Source organism: Sunxiuqinia dokdonensis, assembly GCF_001270965.1.
GTDB classification, from domain to species: Bacteria; Bacteroidota; Bacteroidia; order Bacteroidales; family Prolixibacteraceae; genus Sunxiuqinia; species Sunxiuqinia dokdonensis.
Genome location: NZ_LGIA01000222.1, coordinates 1 through 22,090, shown reverse-complemented (window position 1 = coordinate 22,090; position 22,090 = coordinate 1). Strand labels below are relative to the sequence as shown.

Below are 22,090 nucleotides of genomic sequence, written 5' to 3'. Positions count from 1 at the left end.
ATAATTTTCAATCGATGAAGGAGTTGGGCGGAAAAAAAGAGATGATCAGGCAACTGAGAGAGCAGATTATGACCATGGAAGGATTCAGTTCCGGGATGGATGGGCAGCGGCTTGATTTTGGATTGGGGCCGGTGGATCGGGCATTTCCTGGTGGCACTTTTCCTGCCGGAGCAATCCATGAGTTTGTCAGTCCTACCGAGGCATGTGCCGCCGCATCAAATGGTTTTATGGCCGGGCTACTGCATGTTCTCATGAAAAAAGGTGGTAGTTGCCTGTGGATTGGCAAGGGGCGAAAGCTGTTTCCGCCCGCACTAAAATTCTTCGGAATTGAGCCGCACCGTGTTATTTTTATTGATGTCAGGCGCGACAAAGACGCTCTTTGGGTGATGGAGCAGGGCCTGAAATGTAAAACACTTGCAGCTGTTGTTGCTGAACTGAAGGATATCAGTTTTGCCGAGTCGCGGCGGTTGCAACTGGCTGTTGAGGATAGCCGCGTAACCGGCTTTGTACATCGTTGCCGTTCGGGCGCAATGAGTAGCCTGACCTGCGTATCCCGATGGCGGATTAAACCCTTGCCAAGCCGGTCGGAAGGCAAGCTGCCCGGCGTAGGATTTCCCCGCTGGGAGGTGGAACTGGAAAAGATTCGCAATGGCCGTCCGGGGATCTGGCAACTGGAATGGCGAGCTGGAGTATTCCGACATGTATCCGTCCCCAACCAGGCTGTTTCCGAATCACAATCATCAAAAAAAGAAAAGCATTATGCCTAAACGCTACCTGTCCATTTGGTTTCCTCATTTTGCCACGGACAGGCTGGTCCGGTTGCATCCCGAACTTCGGGACAAGCCTTTTTTGCTTTATGCTCCCGAACGTGGGCGGATGGTGGTCCGGGCTTCGAGCCGTACCCTGAGCCGCGAAGGTATTAAACCGGGCATGGTGGTGGCCGATGTGCGGGCCATCCTTCCTTCAGTCGAAGTATTTCCCAACGATCCGGCAGCGCAAGGTAAACTGCTGAAAGATCTGGCGGAATGGTGCCTGCGCTATACGCCGGTAGTTGCCACCGATCCGCCGGACGGACTGATTCTCGATCTGTCGGGCTGTGCGCATTTGTGGGGCGGGGAGCTTTTCTATCTTGAATCGATCACAAGCCGCCTGAGCAAAGGTGGCTACGATGTGCGGGCTGCCATCGCCGATACCATCGGCTCGGCATGGGCCATGGCGCGCTATGGTAGCAGCAGTCCAATTGTTGAACCAGGCAGGCAGGCCGAAGCGCTTCAGTCACTTCCACCTGTTGCTTTGCGGCTGGATGCTGTGATTTTACAACGGCTGGAAAAGCTTGGGTTTAGGCAAATCGGACAGTTGATTGGCATTCCCCGCACGAACCTGCGCCGGCGTTTTGGCGATGTGCTGCTTAGCCGGTTGGGACAGGCTTTGGGAACGGAACCCGAAGTTTTACAAGCGGTGCAGCCAGCTCCTGTTTTCCAGGAACGGCTGCCTTGCTTGGAGCCTATCTGCACAGCCGGTGGAATTGAAATTGCCATCAAGCGCTTGCTGGACATGCTGTGCGAACGGTTTTTCAGGGAAGGAAAAGGCATGCGTACGGGAACTTTGAAAGGCTACCGCATCGATGGCGAGACCGTGCAAATCAGTATCGGTACCAACCGGGCATCGCGCAATGCAGCACATCTGTTCAAACTATTCGAACTGAAAATCTCCGACATTGAGCCCGCGCTTGGGATTGAGCTGTTCGTGCTGGAAGCAACGCTGGTTGAGGAGGTTAGTGAAGCACAGGAAGCTTTATGGGGAATGGGCAACAGCGATCAGGCTTCCATTGCTGAATTGCTGGACAACATTGCCGGCAAAGTGGGGGAGAAAGCCATTCACCGGTACCTGCCACAAGAGCATCATTGGCCGGAGCATTCAATAAAGGCGGTCGCTTCGCTGGAAGAACAGCCGGAGACAGCATGGCGCACCGATCGTCCCCGTCCGCTCCATCTGCTGCCCCGTCCCGAACCCATTGAGGTGATGGTTCCGCTACCTGATTATCCACCCTTGCACTTCCGGTATCGGGGCGAGATCATTCGGATTGCCCGGGCTGACGGACCGGAGCGGATTGAACAGGAATGGTGGCTTCAAACGGGGCCGCCAAGAGACTATTACCAGGTGGAGGATGAAAGCGGTGCTCGTTACTGGCTGTTCAGGCTTGGACTGTACGGAGGTGGCAAAACGCAATGGTTTTTGCATGGCTATTTTGCGTGAAGGTGGCCGGAGCGTAATAAAGTTGATTATTAAGAGAGCTACTTGGTTTTAATTAGACACAAGAAGGATCTGATGGAAAATAACCAATAACAAATTTTCAATAATGAATATCGAAGGAAAAAATCCGAAAAAGAAAGGAGGCATAAAAACGTCCCTGAAAAGGATAAATATTAAGCGTGTAGGGCATGCTGTTGATCTAATCGGTTGCTTATTCGCAGATTGGGGCGTGTACAAACCTACACGTGCCCACTCCTTGCCGGGGAAGCCATGACTAAATAGTCACGCCTCCACTTTTTATCAGGGAAGTCATGACTAAATAGTCACGCCTCCACTTTTTATCAGGGAAGCCATCATTAAATGATGAAAGCTCTACTTCTTGCGGGGGAAGCCATCATTATTTAATGACGCCACCTTTTGGTGAGTAAGCTGTCATTAAATAATGACGCCCCACCTTTCGCCCATACAAGCTTTTAAAAGCTGTTGAAGTATTCGTTTTTTCGAAAACAGTTAATTGAGCAATAAAGCACGTAGCGCCTCTGCGGTGATTTTGGAACTCAAAACCCATTCGTTTTAACAAACGGAATAGAAAGTTTTTTTCAGAAAGAATAAAATAAGAAACATCGAATAAGAAATAAGAAACAAAAACCACCCTGCGCCTTTGCGCCTCTGCGGTGAATTTGGAACTCAAAACCCATTCGTTTTAACAAGCGGAATAGAAAGTTTTTTCAGAAAGAATAAAATAAGAAACATCGAATAAGAAATAAGAAATAAAAAACCACCCTGCGCCTTTGCGCCTCTGCGGTGATTTTGGAACTCAAAACCCATTCGTTTTAACAAACGGAATAGAAAGTTTTTTTCAGAAAGAATAAAATAAGAAACATCGAATAAGAAATAAGAAACAAAAACCACCCTGCACCTTTGTGCCTCTGCGGTGATTTTGGAATACAAAACTCATTCATGTTAACAAGCGGAATAGAAAGTTTTTCAGAAAGAATAAAATAAGAAACATCGAATAAGAAATAAGAAACAAAAACCACCCTGCGCCTTTGCGCCTCTGCGGTGATTTTTTTGGAATTTGAAATCCCGACTTCGCCGGGACTCCCTTCGGTCGCTTGGAATTTGGAATTTGAAACTTGGAATTTGATGGACATGAACTACACAGAGCTACAGGTAACCACCAACTTTTCCTTTCTCCGCGGTGGCTCGCATCCGGAGGAAATGGTGGAACGGGCAGCTGAATTGGGTTACCAGGCGATTGCCATTACCGACCGCAACACGCTGGCGGGTATTGTTCGTGCCCATGCGGAGGCACGGGGAAAGGCGATCCGTTTAATTCCCGGCTGCCGGCTCGACTTGCTGGACGGGCCAAGCCTGCTGGCTTATTCCACAGACAAAGATGCCTACAGCCGCCTTTCGTCGCTACTAACCAAAGGAAATCTCCGGGCGGAAAAGGGCCAATGTCATTTGTACAAAGCAGACGTCTATGATCATGCCCAAGGCATAAAATTTATCGTGGTGCCGCCGGCATCGCTCAATACCGATTTCGACTTTCACCCCGAATTTATCAAGGCTTTGGAGGAATACAAGGAAGCTTTGGGCAACAGCCTTTACCTTGGAGCAAGCTTCTCGTACAGCGGCAACGACCACAAGAAGTTGTTTCGCCTTGCTCAATTGGAAACGAAATTGGGCATCTCGATGGTGGCAACCAATGATGTGCATTATCATTCGTCTGAACGGCGCGAATTGCAGGATGTGCTGACCTGCATCCGGGAGCGATGCACCATCCAATCCGCAGGTTTCAAACTACACCAAAACGCCGAACGCTACCTGAAACCGTCAGAAGAAATGCATCGTCTTTTCCGGCAATATCCCGAAGCGATCGAACGCACGAAGGAAATCGCAGAGGCCTGTCAGTTTTCACTGGATGAATTGAAATATCGTTATCCGGAAGAAATTACCAGCGACGGCCGCACGCCAATGGAGGAACTGGTTTACCTGGTTTGGAAGGGGGCCAAAGAGCGTTTTGGCGAGTCGGTTCCTGAAAAGATTAAAGCCACCATCGACATGGAACTGGAATTTATTGGGCGGAAGGATTACGCCTCTTATTTTCTGACGGTGTACGATTACGTACGCGAAGCCAACGCCCGAGGAATTCTGTGCCAGGGACGTGGTTCGGCGGCCAACTCGGTGGTTTGCTTTTGTCTGGGCATCACTTCGGTGAATCCCGCTAAATTCAAATTGCTGTTTGCCCGGTTTATGAGCGACGAGCGCAACGAACCGCCTGATATTGATGTCGATTTCGAACATGAGCGACGGGAGGAAATCATGCAGTACATCTACGAAAAGTACGGGCGCGACCGGGCTGGCATTGTGGCTACCGTCACGCAGGTGCATTGGAAAGGCGCCGTGCGCGATGTGGGAAAGGTGATGGGCTTGTCCACCGATGCCATCAATGTGCTTTCCAAATCGAAGTATGAGTTTACGGAAGACTGGTTCCGGGGCAAACCTGTTCCATCAGGCAGTTTCAATGTCCATGATCCACACTTACGCAAGGTGCTGGAACTAACCGGGCAGTACATCGGCTTTCCGCGGCAATTGGGGCAGCACACCGGTGGGTTCGTCATCACCCGGGGAAAACTGCATGAGCTGTGTCCCATCCTGAATGCCCGCATGGAAGACCGCACCTGCATTGAATGGAACAAAGACGACATTGAGACGCTGGGGTTTATGAAAGTGGACGTGCTGGCCTTGGGCATGCTCACCTGCATCCGCAAAGCTTTTGATCTGGCCAAACAGCATTATGGTCTTGATCTTACGCTGGCCAACATTCCACAGGATGATCCGAAGGTGTATGAAATGATTGGCCATGCCGACACGGTTGGGGTTTTTCAGATTGAAAGCCGGGCGCAAATGTCGATGCTGCCTCGCTTGAAGCCAGAAACATTTTACGACCTGGTTATAGAAGTGGCGATTGTAAGGCCTGGCCCCATTCAGGGCGATATGGTGCATCCGTATTTAAGGCGACGTAGTGGTCAGGAACCGGTGGAATTTCCCTCGAAAGAACTGGAAGAGATTCTGGGCCGAACCTTGGGTGTTCCGCTATTTCAGGAGCAAGCCATGGAGATTGCCATTGTTGCGGCAGGATTTACACCCGCCGAAGCCGATGGTTTGCGCCGGAGTATGGCCACTTTTAAATCGAAAGGAAAAGTGAGCTGGTACCGGGAAAAGCTCATTGGAGGCATGATGAAAAAAGGCTATACCGAAGAATTTGCCACGCGGGTGTTCAAACAGATCGAAGGCTTTGGCAGTTATGGTTTCCCGGAAAGCCATGCGGCCAGCTTCGCGCTGCTGGTTTATGTGTCGTCCTGGATCAAGTGTTATTATCCCGATATATTTGCTGCCGCACTGCTCAACAGCCAACCGATGGGCTTTTACCGGCCCGCACAACTGGTGATTGATGCCCGCAAGCATGGGGTGGAAGTGAGGCCGGTGGATATTAACCATTCGCATTGGGACAACACCTTGGAAGAACAATCCGGCCCATATCGTGCTGTTCGGCTGGGATTCCGGCAGGTGAAAGGCCTGCGCGAAGAAGATATGCAGTGGTTGCTTGCCGGCAGGCTTTTGCCTTACCGAAATGTGAATGACCTGATTGATGCAGGCGTTTCGCCATCGTCGCTTGAAAGGCTGGCCGATGCCGATGCTTTCCGTTCCATCGGCCTCGACCGAAGGCAAGCCCTGTGGAAAGTATCTGCCTTGCATGATCATCCAACAGGGATATTTACCGGAACACCTTCGGAAAACGACAGTGAGGGGAACATCGAGCTGCCGCGGATGACCCCCGGTGAGCATGTGATTCAGGATTATGCCAGCACGGCCTTATCGCTTAAGGCACACCCGGTGAGTTTTGCCCGCAGTAAATTGAATCAGTTACAGGTTACTCCCGCTTCCGAATTGGTGAACATGAAAAACGGCATGCCCGTCAAGGTATGCGGACTGATCACGGTGCGCCAGCGTCCGGGTACGGCCAAAGGTGTTTTGTTTATCACCCTTGAAGATGAAACCGGCTTTGCCAACCTGGTGGTTTGGCAAAAGACATTCGAAAAATACCGCAAGGAAATCCTTCAATCCCGCCTGCTTATGGTGGCTGGTAAGTTGCAGATTGAAGGCGAGGTCATCCATGTGGTCGTCAATGCCTGTTTCAACCTAAACGGAATGATGAGATTGGATAGCGAGGAGCGCAATATCGGCTCTGTCCATCAGCCGGCACGTCCCGATGAAAAGAATTCAATAGAAAACGCCGAAGCGGAGAAAGCCTTTGCCGGAAAGCCCGTGCAGGGAGAACTTTTCCCCTCGCGGGATTTCAAATAACAGCTGATGCCGGTTGAAAATTAATCGTCTGTCGCTTTTTGTTCGGGAGTGGTTTGCAGGGCCTCATGCACTTCATCCATCGCTTGTTGTGTGTCGGCCAAAATGATGAGGATGTCGTTGGGTTCAATCACCGTCGATCCGTTGGGGGTCAGGTATTCTTTATTTCGGTTGATCATGGCAATAAGCGCCGTTCGGGGAAAGTGCAAGTCCACAATTTTTTTGCCACTGGCAAATCCATCTTCCAAAATCGTAATCTCCTGCATCACCTTTTTGGCTTGTTCCGAAAGGAAGGTGTCGAGTGGATCTTCCGGCTTGACTTGTTCCGGCAACGAAACATGCAGCCACTTGGCCACCAGGTTGAGCGTTGTGCCTTGAAGCAGGACCGAAGTTAAGGAGATGAAAAAGACGATATTGAAAATCATATCGGCCTTCTCAATTCCGGCAAGCAGCGGATAGGTGGCAAAAACAATCGGAACGGCGCCGCGCAGTCCAACCCATGAAATGTAAAATCGTCTGCGGGGCTTCATTTTAAAAGGAAGCAAGGCCAGAAACACACTCACGGGTCGGGCAATTAATATCAAAAACAAGGAGATGACCAGCCCGATACCGATGACCGGCAGAATGTGTGAAGGGAAAACCAGCAGGCCCAGGGTTAGGAACAGCACAATCTGCATCAGCCAGGCCAGGCTGTCAAACATTTTGATGATGGTTCCTTTGTGTATGAAGTCGTGGTTGGCCAGGTAAACTGCACAGATGTATATGGACAGAAAACCATTTCCGCCAATAAAGTCAGTCGCCGAAAAAGTAATAAACATGAGAGAAATAACCAGCACCGGGTAAATGCCTTCGTAGGTCAGCTGTATTTTGTTGACGATAAATTTGGTGAGTTTTCCAAAAGCAAGCCCGGCCAAACCACCAATAATCATTTGCTTTAAAAACAGGGGAATTACCGATAAAATACTCTGTTCAGGATTGACGACTAAACCCAAAAAAGCAATGGTCAACACGTAGGCCATTGGGTCGTTGCTCCCACTTTCGAGCTCAAGGGTCGGTTTCAGTTTATTTTTAAGCGCCAGATTTTTTGAGCGCAGGATCGAAAATACGGCGGCGGCATCGGTTGATGAAACAATGGCTCCAAGCAGCAGGCCTTCATAAATGCTGAAGTCGGTGACCAGCCACACGAAAGTTCCCAGCGAAACAGCAGTCAGCAAAACGCCCAGCGTGGACAGCGAAATTCCTTGCCACAACACCGGCTTAATGGCTTTCCAGTTGGTGTCCAGGCCCCCGGAGAACAGGATGAAATTGAGCGAAACAACACCAATAAACTGGGCCAGCCGGGGATTATCGAAATAGATCTTACCGATTCCTTCCGAGCCGGCCAAAATTCCAACAAACAAAAACAAAACCAAGGTGGGAATTCCAAAACGGTACGAAGTTTTACCAATCAGAATGCTGATTAAGAGTAGCAGGGAGCCGACTAAAAGTATATTCTCGATGGTGATGTTCATTCAATCGTTTTTTTATTGCTAAACACAAAGATGCCATTTTAGTTGAATGGTTGATGCCCCGTTCGATCAAAATGTTTGTGTTTTTTTTATTGAAGAACAAATAAACCTTTTGAGCCTTAAAGTTCCGATTCAACGTAATAATGCAGATTTTCTTTGGTGATGATATCCAGGGGAAGGTATTTGATTGGATTGATTTTTTTCTTGAAAACAAGGTGATCAATCAATAAATGAATACCATAATAGCCTTGGCCTTTGGGATTTTGGTTAATCAAAAAGTTGATCACCCCTTGGTTTAAGTAATTCAGATTTTTTTGTAATAAGTCGTAACCAACCAATCGCAGATTCAGGTTTGGTCGGCTTTGCAGGTAATTGGCCACCGTGTAAGCTTTCGAGGTGCTGACGAAAATTCCTTTGGTGTTTGGATTATTTTGGAGCAGTTCATCCCACAGTTGCCCAAAAGATTCTTTGTTTTTACTGTTCTGCAAATCGGCCCGCACAATGGTGAAATTTGGATTTCGCGCCTGTTCAAAGTAATCCATAAAGCCTTGTTCTTTTTTAATCAGGTGCGACGAGTTGGCCACATCTTCATCAATATGGGCAACAACAAAACTTACCGGATCGGTTCCCGGATAACCATAATGCAGCAGCTTGCCCGCCAGCACGCCGCTCTGGTACGAGTCCTGGCCAATATAAGCCAGCGGTTCATAGTCGGGAATGTGTGTGTTGAACAGGTTGAACGGTGTTCCCTGCAATTTCCACCGGTTGAGGTATGTTAAGGATTCGCGGTAAAAAAGGGGAGCCAGCAAGATGCCGTCGTAGTTTAACTCAGAAATATTTTCAGCTTCTGCTTTAAAAGAATCAACATTGAACTGGTTGAATACATGATATCTGACTGTTAGTCCGTACTGGCGAAGTTCGGTGACGGCTTTTTGAATACCCTGGATTGGGCCTTCCCAGAAATCATCGAGCGAAGCGTCGGGAACCAAGGCGGCAATCCGGTATTCGCGTTTCGAAACCAGTGCCCGCGCCAGCATGTTCGGCTCGTAGTTCAACTCCTTGGCAATGGCCAAAACCCGTTGTTGTACCAATTCGGAAACCCGCCCGCGGTTGTGCAGTACCCGGTCGACCGTTCCGGTTGATACACCGGCTTTCTCGGCAATGTCTTTTATTCTGACGATATTTTTATTTGATTCCTTGTTCTCCATAAAAAGCTAAATCAGCAAGGTGACGGTGCAAAAATACTGATTAATCTTAGATTGCATACGGCCAATTTCCCTTTGTCGTGGTGTTAAACGCGCTTTATAAAAAAGACAATTGTCCAAAAAAGGCCGGTTGATGAAAATCAGGTGTGCTGGTTTCAATCTTTTTCCAGCTGACAAAATGGGGTTCCGAAAGATCATCACCACATTTATAAAAATTGGCTCGTGCACTGCTGCCTGATAGTTCGCTGATTTTGTTGTGAATAAAAGTTGAAACCGGCAGTTGAATACAAATCTGCCACTCAAAACGAGGTGACTGTCCCTGATTCAGCCTGCTGATTGTTGTTCTGGTTTGAATCTGATTGAGCAAGTCCGGGGCAATTGGCGTTCGCTGGTTGCGATCGGGGCCCCAGGCAGCCAAACAGGTTCCCAGGCTGTTAAACTCGAAATTGTAATAGTTTGCTTCGTCGTTGAAGGCGATAAAGAATTCAACACAGCTATCAGTGTAAACCGGGTCGTTGTGTTGGTTGTACCGGGCCAGTATTTGCTCCTCGCGAACCTGGTAGTGTAAAAATACCGATTCATTGTTGTGCGCAATTTTAAAACCAACTTCAGGTTTTGAGCTTGGCGTGTCCCACGAAAAGCAAGCCAGCGGAATATGGGGTAACGCCTCAAAAACAGTTTTCAGTTCGCGGGTATGATGAACGGTAAAATTGAGTTTAGGAATTTCCAGTTGCATGGTGTTTTTCGCTTATGTGTTGAATGGTTTGTTGTATATCATCAAATTTTCCTTCCAGTTTCCTCACCAGCTCGAACTGTGCCCGGGCCCGCTGCAGGTTATGGTGTGGCGAATGAATCTTGTAATAGTGATCGCCGTCAATATAGTCGGTCAGGAAACGAACGCCCATAATGTAGGGGAGCAACAAGCAGCTTTGAGACAGTGAATCAACTTCGTCTTCATTCAGAATGGTCCGTGTTTTTTCAATAAATCCATCAGCAAAAGCTTTGAATAATCCCATGTTGAGCTGGATTTTTTCGAGGTCTTTTTCGTCCTCTTCGGCCGTATTAATAATGGTGCGCACGGCATCGCCAAAATCGAAGGCGATATAGCCGGGCATAATGGTGTCCAGATCGATTACGCATTGGGCTTCGTCTTTTTCATTCAGCAGCACATTGTTGAACTTCGTGTCGTTATGTGTTATGCGAAGCGGCAGTTTTCCGGCGTCACCCATTTGTTTGATCGTTTTCATCCGCTCGGCTCGGGCCTTTACAAAATCGATTTCCGGGTTCAAGTCCTTCAGTCGCTGTTCCGGATCGCGGGCAATGGCATCATCCAACTGATTCAACCGGTGTTGAATGTTGTGAAAGTCAGGCAGTATTTCATGAATTTTGCTCGGGTTGAGGTCAGACAAGTCGGCGATGAACTGGCCGTAAGCCCGGCCACCTTCCCGGGCTTGCTTGTCATTTTCTATCAGGTCGTAACCTTTTGTTCCCTTCAAAAACAGGTACATCCGCCAGTAACTGCCATCGGCATCTTGAACGTAGCTTTTCCCCGCTTTGGTTCGCACCAGCGACAGGGTGTCTTGCGAAGCCGCGCTTTTTCCTTTCAGCTGCAAATGATCAATCACCGTTTCAATGTTGTGCATCAGGGCATCGACATTGGTGAAAATGCTGTGATTAATCTTTTGAAGAATATAGTCGGGCTGATCCGTTTGTTTGTTTTTTAGTCGATAGGTTTCGTGAATATGGCCTGAACCGTATGTTTGCAGGTCGCTCACTTCACCTTTCACCTCAAAATGCGCAACGATCGCGTTTATTTTGTTGTTATCCATTTTCCGAAATTTAGAATTTGTACCTTTTAAAGGCTTCGATGGCTTCGTATTCCGTCAAGCCAAGCTTGTCGTATAGTTTGGCTGTGTTGCGGTTCCGATCTTCGGCCCGCTGCCAAAATTCGCGTTTGTCCTTTCCGGGGAAAACCGGTGAATCTTTCTGCGACTGGTGCTTGAAAATGGCTTTTCGCTTTTTCATCAACTCTTCCGGGCTGATGGGAACGGCCATTTCAATATCTTCAATATTCCACTCGTGCCATGCGCCGCGATAGAGCCAAACATAGCAGTCTTTCATCCATTCTTCCGATTTCAGCCGGTCGATGGCTTTGAAAATGGCATTTAGACAAACTGCGTGTGTTCCATGCGGATCATGCAGATCGCCGGCAGCAAAAATTTGGTGTGGTTTTATTTCTTTCAGAAGATTAACAATGATATCAATATCGGCATCGGATAATTCCTTCTTTGCGACGTGCCCCGTTTCATAGAACGGCATTTCCAGGAAGTGGGCGTTTTCGTCTTTCACTCCGCAAAAGCGACAGGCAGCCGACGCTTCGCCACGACGGATCAATCCTTTTATTTTTAAAACATTTTCACTGCTGTTTGATTCTCTTTCAGCATTTTTAATGGTATCAACAATTTCCTGGTGCAGGCTTTGAATCTCGGCTTCAGCGATATTAAATTTCTCTGAAAATCCGAGCAGAAAATCCGTGAACCGGCGGGCGTCGTCATCAAACACAGCAATGTTGCCAGATGTTTGATATGCCACGTGCACGTCGTGTCCCTGGTCAACCAGGCGGATTAAAGTTCCGCCCATTGAAATGACATCATCGTCGGGGTGCGGGCTAAAAACAATGGATCGTTTGGGGTACGGATTGGAGCGTTCGGGCCGCACTTTGTCGTCCGTGTTTGGCTTGCCGCCCGGCCATCCGGTGATGGTTTGCTGAATTTGGTTGTGAATTTCAATGTTGATGTTGTAGGCCGAACCGGCAGTCTTTAACAAATCGGCCAGGCCCCATTGTTTGTAGTCATTATCCGTCAGCTTGAGCATGGGTTTGTTGGTTTTATGCGAAAGCCAGATCACCGCCTTCTTCTTCATGTGGCTATCCCAGGTGCAAAAGTTGGTCAGCCAGGGCGTTTGAAACTGACTGAGTTTTGAAGCCGCGGGCGCGTCGGCAATGCAAAGCACATCGGGGTGTTTTTGCAGGTAGGAGGCCGGAACATCACTTCCAACAGGACCTTCGATCGCCTTGGCCAGAATTTCGGCTTTGGATTCGCCCCAAACGGCCATGAAAATTTTCTTGGCATTCAAGATGGGCTTGACCCCCATGGTAATGGCCCGAAGTGGAACATGCTCTTCGCCATCAAATGCTTCTGCAGCATCATCAATGGTAATTTTATTGAGTTTGACCAGCCGGGTGGTGGTGGTGTCCGTTGCACCAGGCTCGTTAAAACCGATGTGTCCTGAACGTCCTATGCCCAACAGCTGAATGTCGATGTTGCCCAGGGCAGCAATCTTGCGGTCATATTCCTGGCAGAATTCGTCAATTTCAGATGGCGATAACATGCCGTTTGGAATGTGGACGTTTTCCGGATTGATGTCGATATGATTGAAAAAGTGTTCGTACATGAAGTAGTGGTAGCTTTCCTTGTTTTCAGGCTCTACCTGGTAGTATTCGTCCAGGTTGAAAGTCACGACATTCTTGAAACTCAGGCCTTCTTCTTGATGAATCCGAATCAGTTCGCGGTAAATCCGGAGTGGAGAACTACCCGTCGCCAAACCCAATACGGTTTTTTGACCCAGCTCATTTTTGGCTTTAATTGTAGCCGCAATTTGGTTGGCAATATAAACCGAACCTTCTTCTTTGTCATTGAAAATACGTAGTGGTATTTTTTCACTCGATGTAGATAAGTTTTTTGTATTCATGAGTTTATCGAATTTTTGAAGTGTCTTAATCTATTGCGTTTCTCTTATTATTGACTATTATTTGTCGGATTGACGGTGCTAAAATAGTAGCTATTTTTCGATGGAAAAAGTTTTTTAGTAAAAATGTGTGTTCGTGCACACATCTTTTAATATATTTGTAAAATTCAATTTGCAAAATCACGTAAATTGGCAATAATGAGCTTTTGCCGGTGGCGTATCTGATTGGTCCTGAAGAAAGCAAATTTCAAAGCATTAATTTCTAAATAAAAAGAAAATGGAAAAAAATGATCGTCGTTCGTTTCTGAAACGCACAACCCTTGGGCTTGGTTTAGCCATGACGGGAGTTTCAGCCTGGTCGAATAACAATTTAGGGATTGAATATCCGAACCGTTCCCGGCGAAAAACTTCGGGACGGTTTAACATGTGTAATTATGCTGCTCCCAAACTGCCGGTTGTACGCGTTGGGTTTATTGGCTTGGGCATGCGTGGTTCGGGCGCACCCGTTCGGATGTCGCATATTGAAGGTGTTGAAATCAAAGCATTCTGCGATATTCGCGAGGACAAAGTGAAGGATGCGCAGAAACGATTGAAGGATGCCGGCCTGCCAGCCGCCAAAGAATACTACGGGAAAGAAGATTCGTGGAAAGCTTTGTGCGACAGCGATGAGATTGACCTGGTGTATATTTGCACCCCTTGGGATTTTCACACGCCAATGGCTGTTTATGCCATGGAGCAAGGCAAGCATGTGGCCGTTGAGGTGCCGGCGGCCAAAACTGTGGATGAGGCCTGGGAACTGGTTGAAACTTCGGAGCGGACGCAGAAACATTGCATGATGCTGGAGAATTGTTGCTACGATTTTTTCGAGCTGCTGACTTTGAATATGGCCCGTCAGGGTTTGTTTGGCGAGCTTGTTCACGGCGAGGGCGCTTACATACACAACCTGGTTGATCTGAATTTCGACAAAAACGCTTACTACGATATGTGGCGGCTGAAAGAAAACTACCGGGATGGCAATCTGTACCCAACCCATGGTTTGGGGCCGGTTTGTCAGGCCATGAATATTAACCGCGGAGACCAGATGGACTACCTGGTGGCCATGTCGTCGGCTGATTTTCAGATGGCTGAACGTGCACGCGAGTTGGCAGCCGACGATTCGTTTTTTAAAGAATTTAGCGGGAAAGACTACCGCGGAAATATGAATACCTCAGTGATTAAAACCCACAAGGGCAGAACCATCATGGTGCAGCACGATGTGACTTCCACGCGGCCGTACTCGCGCATTCACCTGTTGAGCGGAACCAAGGGAATTGCCCGCAAATATCCGTCACCTGCAAAAATTTCGTTTGGACACAGTTGGGTGGATGAGGCCGAAATAAAAGCTTTGGAAGAGAAATACACGCCTGAAATTGTGCTGAAAGTAGGGGAGATGGCCAAAAAAGTGGGCGGCCATGGTGGCATGGATTTTATGATGGACTGGCGTTTAATCGACTGCCTGCGCAACGGACTTCCGCTGGATCAGGATGTGTATGATGCTGCCTTGTGGAGCGTGATTACACCGCTTACGGAATGGTCGGTGGCTAACCGTTCGAACTCCATTGATGTGCCCGATTTTACGAATGGAAACTGGAAAGAGAACAAGCCGGTTTCAATCACACTTGAAGGTGGTGGCACCACCAATGTGCGTGGTGTTTTTTAGTTTTTCTACCGTACTACTCAATTCCGATACCGGTTCAAAATATGATCTTGAACCGGTATTTTTTTTCTCATTACTTTAAGGGAGGCCGGGCCGTGAAAACAGGAAGCGGGCCATTCAATATCACAAGAAAAGGGGATTGTGTTTTTATTGCCGCAAACTTACTTTTGTCTGTTTCAAAAGAACAGACTTTAGCGAATCATCGCAGGCATTGGTTTTTTGCAACCGTTTGCCGCCAATGTTGTTTTAAGTAAAAATTACGGCTATGATAAATGTTGACCAGTCCATGATAAAGGATACCATTATCAGTCTCAAACGAGGCGAAAAGGGAATTATTGGAAATTTTTCGGTCGATCAAATTCCGGTTAAACTTCAGGAAATGGGCTGCTTGCCGGGGAATGAGGTTCAAGTCATTCAGCTCGCGCCATTTAAAGATCCATTGTATTTGAATATTAACGGAAACAATGTGGCCATCAGAAGAGAGACAGCTCTCTTAATCGAAATTACAAAACTGTCGTAAGTTGGCATGAGCAAACCATTGAATGTTGCCCTGATTGGGAATCCAAATACCGGAAAGACATCGATTTTTAACCTGTTAACAGGTTTAAACCAGAAAGTTGGGAATTACCCGGGAATCACGGTTGAGAAAAAGGAAGGAACTTGTCGGTTGCCTAATGGAACCAAGGCGCACGTCGTCGACTTGCCCGGCACCTACAGCCTGAATGCCTCATCGGCCGATGAGCAGTTGGTGGTTGAAACCTTGCTCAGCAAGAACAAAAAGGACTATCCCGATGTGGCGGTTGTCGTAGCCGATGTCGAGAACCTCAAGCGCAATTTAATTCTGTTTACACAGATCAAGGATCTTCAGATTCCGGCCATCCTGGTGGTCAATATGGCCGACCAAATGGAGCGCCGCGGAATTAGCTTGGACGTGGCGATGCTGGAGAAGAAAATTCAGTCGAAGGTGGTGTTGGTCAGCTCGCGGAAGCGAACCGGGATTGAACAGCTGAAAAACCTGCTGGAAGATTACCGAAGCTTAGCGGTTTCAAAAACCATCCATATGGCTGATATCGACCACGATTACTTTGACCGTTTGCAGCAAGCTTTTCCTGAGCAGGATCTTTATTCGCTTTGGCTGGTTGTTTCGCAGGATGTGCCGCTGACAAAGATTGATGACGAACTACAAAGTGTCAACAATTACTCGGAAAGGGCTACGCCCGAAATCAAGCGTTTGCAACAAAAGGAGACCATTGCCCGCTACTTGTTCATCAACCGGTTTTTAAAGGATGTTTATCAGGTTGACAGCTCAAAAGCAACCGACTGGCGAAGCTTGCTCGACCGGGTTTTGACCCACCGCGTAGGAGGTTATGTGGCCTTTTTTCTGGTGATGCTGCTGATTTTTCAAGCCATATACAATTGGAGCAGCGTTCCGATGGATTTTATCGACGAGTCGTTTGTCCGTTTAAGCGAATGGGCAGGCAACCATTTGCCAGCCGGCCCGTTTACCAGTTTGCTGGCCGAAGGAATCATACCAGGCATTGGCGGCATTGTCATTTTTATCCCGCAAATTGCTTTCCTGTTTTTGTTTATTTCTTTGCTCGAAGAAAGTGGCTACATGAGCCGGATTGTGTTTTTGATGGACCGGGTCATGCGTCGTTTTGGGCTGAGCGGCAAAAGTGTTGTTCCCCTGATTTCGGGAACCGCCTGTGCCATTCCGGCGGTGATGGCCGCACGAAACATTGAAAACTGGAAAGAACGGTTGATTACGATTTTGGTCACCCCTTTTACCACATGCTCGGCGCGGCTGCCGGTTTACCTGATCATTATTGCGCTGGTCATACCTGACAGAACCATTCTTGGCTTTAACCTGCAAGGATTAACCCTGATGGGCTTGTACGCACTGGGATTCGCGATGGCTGTTTTCTCCGCCTTCATTCTCGATAAAATACTTAAAAACAAGGCCCGCACCTTTTTTGTGATTGAAATGCCGGCTTACAAGTTGCCCCTGGCCAAGAATGTGCTATATACGGTGATCGAAAAAACGAAGAGCTTCATTTTTGGAGCCGGTAAAATTATTCTGGCCATTTCCATAGTCTTGTGGTTTTTGGCCTCCAATGGTTATTCCGACGATTTTTACAAGGCCGATGAAATTGTTCGTGCACAGGTTGAAAACGCCCAACTCAGCGACGAGGAGATGGAAACAGCCATTGCCTCGTACCAGTTGCGGCATTCCTACATTGGTATTTTGGGTCACACCATTGAGCCGGTGATCCGTCCGCTGGGCTACGACTGGAAAATTGGCATTGCCCTGGTCACTTCGTTTGCAGCACGCGAAGTTTTTGTGGCAACCCTAGCCACCATTTACAGCGTGGGAAGCGATGAGGAGGAAACCATCAAAGTGCGGATGTCAACCGACACGAACGCCAGAACGGGAGAGAAATTATTTACTTTTCCGACGGGGATTTCCTTGCTGCTGTTTTACGCCTTTGCCATGCAGTGTATGAGTACGCTGGCGGTTGTCAAAAAGGAAACCAACAGTTGGAAATGGCCCTTAATTCAATTGGTGTTGATGACCGGATTCGCCTACCTGGCGTCGATGATTGCCTTCCAATTGTTGAAGTAATTTATTCGTTTCAGATATAACCTGAAAACAGTTTAAAGATGTGGAGCATACAAAATATACTGGTATACCTGGCGCTGGCCGGGGCCCTTTTTTTCTTAGTTAAAAAGTACTTTTTTAAGAAGAATAAAAAAATGAACGGCTCCGATTGCGGAGATAGCGGTTGTAGCGGCTGCCATTGACCGGACTGATCCTGTAAAAAACAAAGCTGTCAGATCCATTTTTACGAATGCTGCCGTGCATCTCCACAGTGGTGAGCACTGAATTTTGAGCAGGGCCTCTCATCTTCCGCTGTGATGTTGAATTTTGCTAACGGGCGGCCCAATTTTCTGGACAGTGTCGATAAATAAATGGCCGCTTATTGCAAACCAGTTTAAAATACTTTATCCTGACCGGGCAAGAATTAATGACGTATATTTCATGACGATCTGTTAATCCTACTTACACAGTTTTTTTAGACACTCTCCTTTGTCGTTGGCAACCTGTCCTTTATTCTTAACTACCTGTCGTTTATTGTTGGCAACCTATCGTTTACGATTAACTACCGTTCGTTTATCATTGACTACGCCTCCTTTACGTTTAGCTACCGTTCGTTTATGCTTGGCAACCGTTCGTTTGTCGCGTGCAACCTGTTCTTTATTCTTAACTACCTGTCGTTTACTGTTGGCAACCTATCGTTTACGATTAACTACCGTTCGTTTATCGTTGACTACGTCTCCTTTTGGTTTAGCTACCGCTCGTTGATGCTTGGCGACCCGGCTCGTGGGAATTGCCGGTTGTTACAGACCTTCAAGTTTCTTAAAAAGCTTGAAGGTCAGCTGGCAGTATGGAGAATCGAAACACTCACTTTCTTCCTTCCGGATCAAAAAAAAGCCACAGCCCAGTGTTTTCAACTAAGGCTGTGGCTGGCACTAATCTAAACAATAAAAAACTAAACCTGTCTTTTTCTGAATTAGTCGTTCAACGAGTTGCAGATCTCCTGGTTGATCTGGCGAACCCGGTCTTCTTCAATTTTTATGACTTTGCGGTCGTAAGTCATCAGGCCGTTTACTTCGCCTTCCACGTCGGTGGTTTGGGTGTAAACTGCTGCGGAGAATCCGGCGTTGATCAAGTCGAGCAATTGCTTGCCGTATTTCACGTACTCGTTGGTCACTTCTTTTTTGTTTTTAAACTGAACGTATCCCCAGTTGCGGTCGGTTGCCCAAAGGTGATCTTCGAGGGCCAAGCCAATACCGCCGTATTCACCCAAAACGGTGGCGCGCTGCGCATCGTACAGGTAAAGCTCAGGATGTGGGTAGTTGTGCAGGTCAAGCATGTCGCCCACAGGATAATGGTTACCGCCACTGGCCGGGTTAACCAAACGGCTGGGATCGTAAGCTTTGGTCCATTCCACAATTTCCTGTGTTTTAAACTGTCCCCAAGCTTCGTTGAACGGAACCCAGCAAACAATGGATGGGTTGGAGTACAGGAAATCCATGATGGCTTTCCACTCGGCGCGGTAGTTGGCTTCCGATTCGGCACTGCGTTTGAGTTCCGTTCCATCGAAATATTTGCGCATTTGCCATTGGGGCGAGTGACCGCCGTTGGGCATGTCCTGCCACACCAAAATTCCCAATTGGTCGCAATGCGTGTACCAGCGGGCTGGTTCCACTTTCACGTGTTTGCGAATCATGTTGTAGCCAAACTCTTTGGTTTTTACGATGTCGTATTTCAGTGCTTCGTCCGTTGGGGCGGTGTACAAGCCGTCGGGCCACCAGCCTTGGTCGAGCGGACCAAATTGGAATACATCTTTGTTGTTGAGTTGCAAACGGACAATGCCGTGCTTATCGCGGCGGGTAGATACCTTACGCATGGCAAAATAGCTGTCAACCTGGTCAACCACCTTGCCATTGCTCAACAAGCTAACTTTCAGATCATACAGGAATGGCGAGTCGGTATCCCACAGTTTAGCATCAGGAATAACGATGTCGATCGATTGCTTAGCCGATGCTTTGACCGTTGCAATCTTTGTGTTGCCATCAAAAACTTCAACCTGGTACAGGTCGGCGTAGTTGGTTCCGCTTGTTTGCAGTTCAACAGCCACACTGTTTCGGTCGATATTGGCTGTGGTGCGCACAAACTCAATGTGTTTTTCGGCCACAGGCTCCAGCCAAACCGTTTGCCAGATGCCGGTTACCGGTGTGTACCAGATTCCTTCGGGACGGTTCACTTGTTTTCCGCGTGGCTGGTATCCTCTGTCTGTTGGATCCCAAACCTTCACGACCAACTTCTGGTCTCCTGACTTATTCAGGAATGGCGTCACGTCGAATGAAAAAGGGGCATAACCACCTTCGTGCGTTCCTACTTTAACGTCGTTTACCCAGATGTCTGATCTCCAGTCGACCCCACCAAAGTGAAGCAGTACTTTTTTGTTTTTCCAGTTTGAAGGAACGGTGAATGAGCGTTTGTACCACAGCTCATTGTCATCGCCCACACGTTTTTGAACGCCTGAAAGACTTGATTCCACAGCAAAGGGAACCAAAATCTGGCCATCGAAATTGGCTGGTTCTGATGTCCCCACTTTTTTGATGGCATATTCCCACAATCCGTTCAGGTTTTTCCAGTCGGCCCGTTCCATGATTGGGCGAGGATATTCCGGCAAAACATTGTTTACATCGATTTCTTCGGCCCACTTCGTTTTAATCTTATCACCTGCCGGGCTCCACTGGGCAAATGAACTTCCTAAGAATAAGCTTAGTGCAATTAGTAGGATTGTTTTTTTCATCTTTCTAAATAATTTGAGATTCATTGATATAATTATATGTCTATTCAAAGTCGTTTTTGAGATTCTATTTCTGATACAAGATGATGCCCGGTTTTACTCATGCCTGACGATGTTTAAGGGTGAAATATCGTCAGGCCTGGATGCCAGGTACGCGTGGAACAGTCTGGCTCTGACATTTGCTCCGCCTGAGGTTTTATTTTTAGCAATACCCCAAAAAAAAGTGCCTTTTCATTTCCGAATGGAAATATGCAATTTTGATTCTACTTTTGGGGCAAAAAAAAGAGTGGGTGAGTGAGTACCTTTTTCGTTGCAGTTGTATGGATTTAGAGAAAGTCTGACTTTTACAAAAATGGGAAGTTTTAAAATTGTTTCGTTAATAATGAAAGTAAGTGTAAGAGTTTTGTTGTTTTTGGGGTGTGTCGTCATCCTGTGTGCATGTTCATTCGAAAAGCCGGGAGGGGCATTGAATCCTGTTTTGCCGGGAGATAGCCCGAATCCTTCGGTGGTGAAAATTGGTGAAACTTATTACGCTTCGGCCACCAGCAACGAATGGTCTCCGCTATTTCCTATTTATAAAGCCAACGATTTGAATAATTGGGAACTGCTATCCTATGTGTTTCCGGGTGGAGCACCGGATTGGGCCCATCAAAATTTCTTTGCACCAGAGCTTTCTTACGACGAGCAGCAGGAAAAACTGTACGTGTATTACACCGGGCGGGATAAGCTGACGAATAAGATTACCATTGCTGTGGCCAGTGCCGATACCCCGGAAGGACCATTTACGGATCACGGGCCGCTGATTATTTCTGAAAATATTGAAACCATTGATGCTTTTGAAATTCGGGACCGGGATAACAAACTTTACTTGATTTGGAAAGAAGTTTATTCACCCGGTCAGCCTTCCATTATTTATGCGCAGCCCATATCCGAAGATAGAAAAAAAGTATACGGTGAAAAACACGAGCTGATTCGAAACGACCAACAGTGGGAAAGCGAAATTGTCGAAGGGCCTTGTATTTTCGAGCGCGACGGTTATTTCTATCTGTTGTATTCGGGAGGGAACTGTTGCGACATCACCTGCGATTATGAAATTGGCGTGGCCCGATCGAAAAATTTACTGGGGCCATGGGAAAAGTATGGGGCCAACCCGATTATGACAGACAACGAAATCTGGAAATGTCCAGGCACCGGTGATGTGTTCCAGGAGGGAAGCGATTATTACCTGCTGTTTCACTCATACAAAACAGTGGGAGGCGATTACATTGGGCGCGAAGGATTGTTGGAAAAAATCCACTGGACGGATGATGACTGGCCCGATTTTGAGCGTACAACAGAAATGACGCTGGAAAATAACCGGATTGATTATTACGATGATTTTTCGAAGGCACTGGAACCCTGCTGGCAATGGCGGGCCACCCAGAAACTAAGCTATGCCACCGGCGAAAACGGATTGATGCTGGCCGCCTCAACCGAAAACGACCTGTTGGGAAGCCTGCTGGCACAACCTGTTAAATCGATGAATTTTGAGGTAACCGCTACCATCGATTTGAGTCGGAGTGGGCAAGCGGTGAAAGGTGGTATCTTATTGATTGGCGCAACCAACAACGGTTTTGGAGCGCCCATGGCCGGCCTGGGGATTACAGCCGGCCACGATTTGGTTGAGGTTTGGATTACCTCAGGAAAAGAAAAAAATGTGTACGAGGCGGTTCCCTCAAACCGGTATGGCGACTTAATTAAGTTGAAAATGCATGTGAAAAACGGAGACCTGTTACAGTTTTCAGTATCTGATGGCGATCAGTGGGATGTCATTGCTGATTCTGTCGATGCGTCGGGCTATGTGCCTTGGGGTATGGGTTTCCGGTGGGGCTTGGTTTCAAAAGGCGAAACCAACGACTTTGTAAACATTCAAAATGTGGAACTGATCAA

15 protein-coding genes are annotated in these 22,090 nt (G+C 47.6%); 8 read left to right on the top strand and 7 right to left on the bottom strand.

Features of this window, described 5'->3' with window-relative positions; all coding sequences use genetic code 11:
• Nucleotides 1-14 precede the first annotated feature (14 nt).
• Entirely contained in the window at nt 15-767 is a 753-nt protein-coding gene (locus tag NC99_RS21105; RefSeq protein WP_053188874.1) for an ImuA family protein, read from the top strand.
• Nucleotides 760-2,256: a Y-family DNA polymerase gene (locus tag NC99_RS21100; RefSeq protein WP_053188872.1), complete on the top strand. Its 1,497-nt coding sequence runs from the start codon at nt 760-762 to the stop codon at nt 2,254-2,256. The genes NC99_RS21105 and NC99_RS21100 overlap by 8 nt, the downstream gene beginning before the upstream one ends.
• A gap of 394 nt (nt 2,257-2,650) precedes the next feature.
• Here the strand turns inward: NC99_RS21100 and NC99_RS22015 are convergent, their stop codons facing one another.
• Nucleotides 2,651-2,944 (bottom strand): hypothetical protein, encoded by a 294-nt coding sequence (locus tag NC99_RS22015; RefSeq protein ID WP_157625139.1) that lies wholly within the window; start codon nt 2,942-2,944, stop codon nt 2,651-2,653.
• A gap of 455 nt (nt 2,945-3,399) precedes the next feature.
• Here NC99_RS22015 and NC99_RS21090 point away from each other — a divergent pair, with 455 nt between their 5' ends.
• Entirely contained in the window at nt 3,400-6,627 is a 3,228-nt protein-coding gene (locus NC99_RS21090) for an error-prone DNA polymerase (RefSeq protein ID WP_204375084.1), read from the top strand.
• Nucleotides 6,628-6,647: 20 nt separating this feature from the next.
• Here NC99_RS21090 and NC99_RS21085 read toward each other — a convergent pair whose 3' ends face one another.
• From NC99_RS21085 to nagB, 5 genes are all read right to left on the bottom strand, one after another.
• Complete coding sequence (locus NC99_RS21085) at nt 6,648-8,135, bottom strand: potassium/proton antiporter (protein ID WP_053188865.1); 1,488 nt, start codon at nt 8,133-8,135, stop codon at nt 6,648-6,650.
• Between the two features lie 116 nt (nt 8,136-8,251).
• Nucleotides 8,252-9,340, bottom strand: coding sequence for a LacI family DNA-binding transcriptional regulator (locus NC99_RS21080; RefSeq protein ID WP_053188862.1), 1,089 nt, complete (start codon nt 9,338-9,340; stop codon nt 8,252-8,254).
• Between the two features lie 94 nt (nt 9,341-9,434).
• Nucleotides 9,435-10,073: a carbohydrate-binding family 9-like protein gene (locus tag NC99_RS21075; RefSeq protein WP_053188860.1), complete on the bottom strand. Its 639-nt coding sequence runs from the start codon at nt 10,071-10,073 to the stop codon at nt 9,435-9,437.
• The gene (locus tag NC99_RS21070) at nt 10,054-11,166 is read right to left on the bottom strand and encodes a phosphotransferase enzyme family protein (protein ID WP_053188857.1); all 1,113 of its coding nucleotides are present in this window, start codon (nt 11,164-11,166) and stop codon (nt 10,054-10,056) included. The genes NC99_RS21075 and NC99_RS21070 overlap by 20 nt, the downstream gene beginning before the upstream one ends.
• A gap of 10 nt (nt 11,167-11,176) precedes the next feature.
• A complete protein-coding gene (nagB, locus tag NC99_RS21065; RefSeq protein WP_053188854.1) occupies nt 11,177-13,087 on the bottom strand; it encodes a glucosamine-6-phosphate deaminase in 1,911 nt (636 codons plus the stop codon).
• A gap of 274 nt (nt 13,088-13,361) precedes the next feature.
• Between nagB and NC99_RS21060 the strand changes: the two genes are divergently transcribed.
• The 4 genes from NC99_RS21060 (at nt 13,362) to NC99_RS21045 (ending at nt 18,320) form a co-directional block, all read left to right on the top strand.
• Nucleotides 13,362-14,783 (top strand): Gfo/Idh/MocA family protein, encoded by a 1,422-nt coding sequence (locus NC99_RS21060; RefSeq protein WP_053188851.1) that lies wholly within the window; start codon nt 13,362-13,364, stop codon nt 14,781-14,783.
• A gap of 262 nt (nt 14,784-15,045) precedes the next feature.
• A complete protein-coding gene (locus NC99_RS21055) occupies nt 15,046-15,300 on the top strand; it encodes a FeoA family protein (RefSeq protein WP_204375083.1) in 255 nt (84 codons plus the stop codon).
• 6 nt (nt 15,301-15,306) lie between these two features.
• On the top strand, nt 15,307-17,403 hold the full coding sequence (gene feoB, locus NC99_RS21050) for a ferrous iron transport protein B (RefSeq protein ID WP_053188848.1): 2,097 nt from the start codon (nt 15,307-15,309) through the stop codon (nt 17,401-17,403).
• A gap of 593 nt (nt 17,404-17,996) precedes the next feature.
• Entirely contained in the window at nt 17,997-18,320 is a 324-nt protein-coding gene (locus tag NC99_RS21045) for a hypothetical protein (protein WP_053188845.1), read from the top strand.
• A 32-nt stretch (nt 18,321-18,352) separates the two neighbouring features.
• On the opposite strand, the gene NC99_RS21040 is transcribed toward NC99_RS21045, so the two are convergent.
• Entirely contained in the window at nt 18,353-20,164 is a 1,812-nt protein-coding gene (locus NC99_RS21040) for a glycoside hydrolase family 2 protein (RefSeq protein WP_053188842.1), read from the bottom strand.
• Nucleotides 20,165-20,543: 379 nt separating this feature from the next.
• On the opposite strand from NC99_RS21040, the gene NC99_RS21030 reads away from it, so the two are divergent.
• On the top strand, nt 20,544-22,090 hold a 1,547-nt coding region (locus NC99_RS21030), incomplete at its 3' end, for a family 43 glycosylhydrolase (protein WP_082326630.1).

Coding starts and splice junctions, on each gene's coding strand:
- nagB (WP_053188854.1), bottom strand. CDS start 13,087: ATGAATACAAAAAACTTATCTACATCGAGTGAAAAAATACCACTACGT.
- NC99_RS21070 (WP_053188857.1), bottom strand. CDS start 11,166: ATGGATAACAACAAAATAAACGCGATCGTTGCGCATTTTGAGGTGAAA.
- NC99_RS21090 (WP_204375084.1), top strand. CDS start 3,400: ATGGACATGAACTACACAGAGCTACAGGTAACCACCAACTTTTCCTTT.
- NC99_RS21105 (WP_053188874.1), top strand. CDS start 15: ATGAAGGAGTTGGGCGGAAAAAAAGAGATGATCAGGCAACTGAGAGAG.
- NC99_RS21060 (WP_053188851.1), top strand. CDS start 13,362: ATGGAAAAAAATGATCGTCGTTCGTTTCTGAAACGCACAACCCTTGGG.
- NC99_RS21055 (WP_204375083.1), top strand. CDS start 15,046: ATGATAAATGTTGACCAGTCCATGATAAAGGATACCATTATCAGTCTC.
- feoB (WP_053188848.1), top strand. CDS start 15,307: ATGAGCAAACCATTGAATGTTGCCCTGATTGGGAATCCAAATACCGGA.
- NC99_RS21040 (WP_053188842.1), bottom strand. CDS start 20,164: ATGAAAAAAACAATCCTACTAATTGCACTAAGCTTATTCTTAGGAAGT.
- NC99_RS21080 (WP_053188862.1), bottom strand. CDS start 9,340: ATGGAGAACAAGGAATCAAATAAAAATATCGTCAGAATAAAAGACATT.
- NC99_RS21075 (WP_053188860.1), bottom strand. CDS start 10,073: ATGCAACTGGAAATTCCTAAACTCAATTTTACCGTTCATCATACCCGC.
- NC99_RS21045 (WP_053188845.1), top strand. CDS start 17,997: ATGCTTGGCAACCGTTCGTTTGTCGCGTGCAACCTGTTCTTTATTCTT.
- NC99_RS21100 (WP_053188872.1), top strand. CDS start 760: ATGCCTAAACGCTACCTGTCCATTTGGTTTCCTCATTTTGCCACGGAC.
- NC99_RS21085 (WP_053188865.1), bottom strand. CDS start 8,135: ATGAACATCACCATCGAGAATATACTTTTAGTCGGCTCCCTGCTACTC.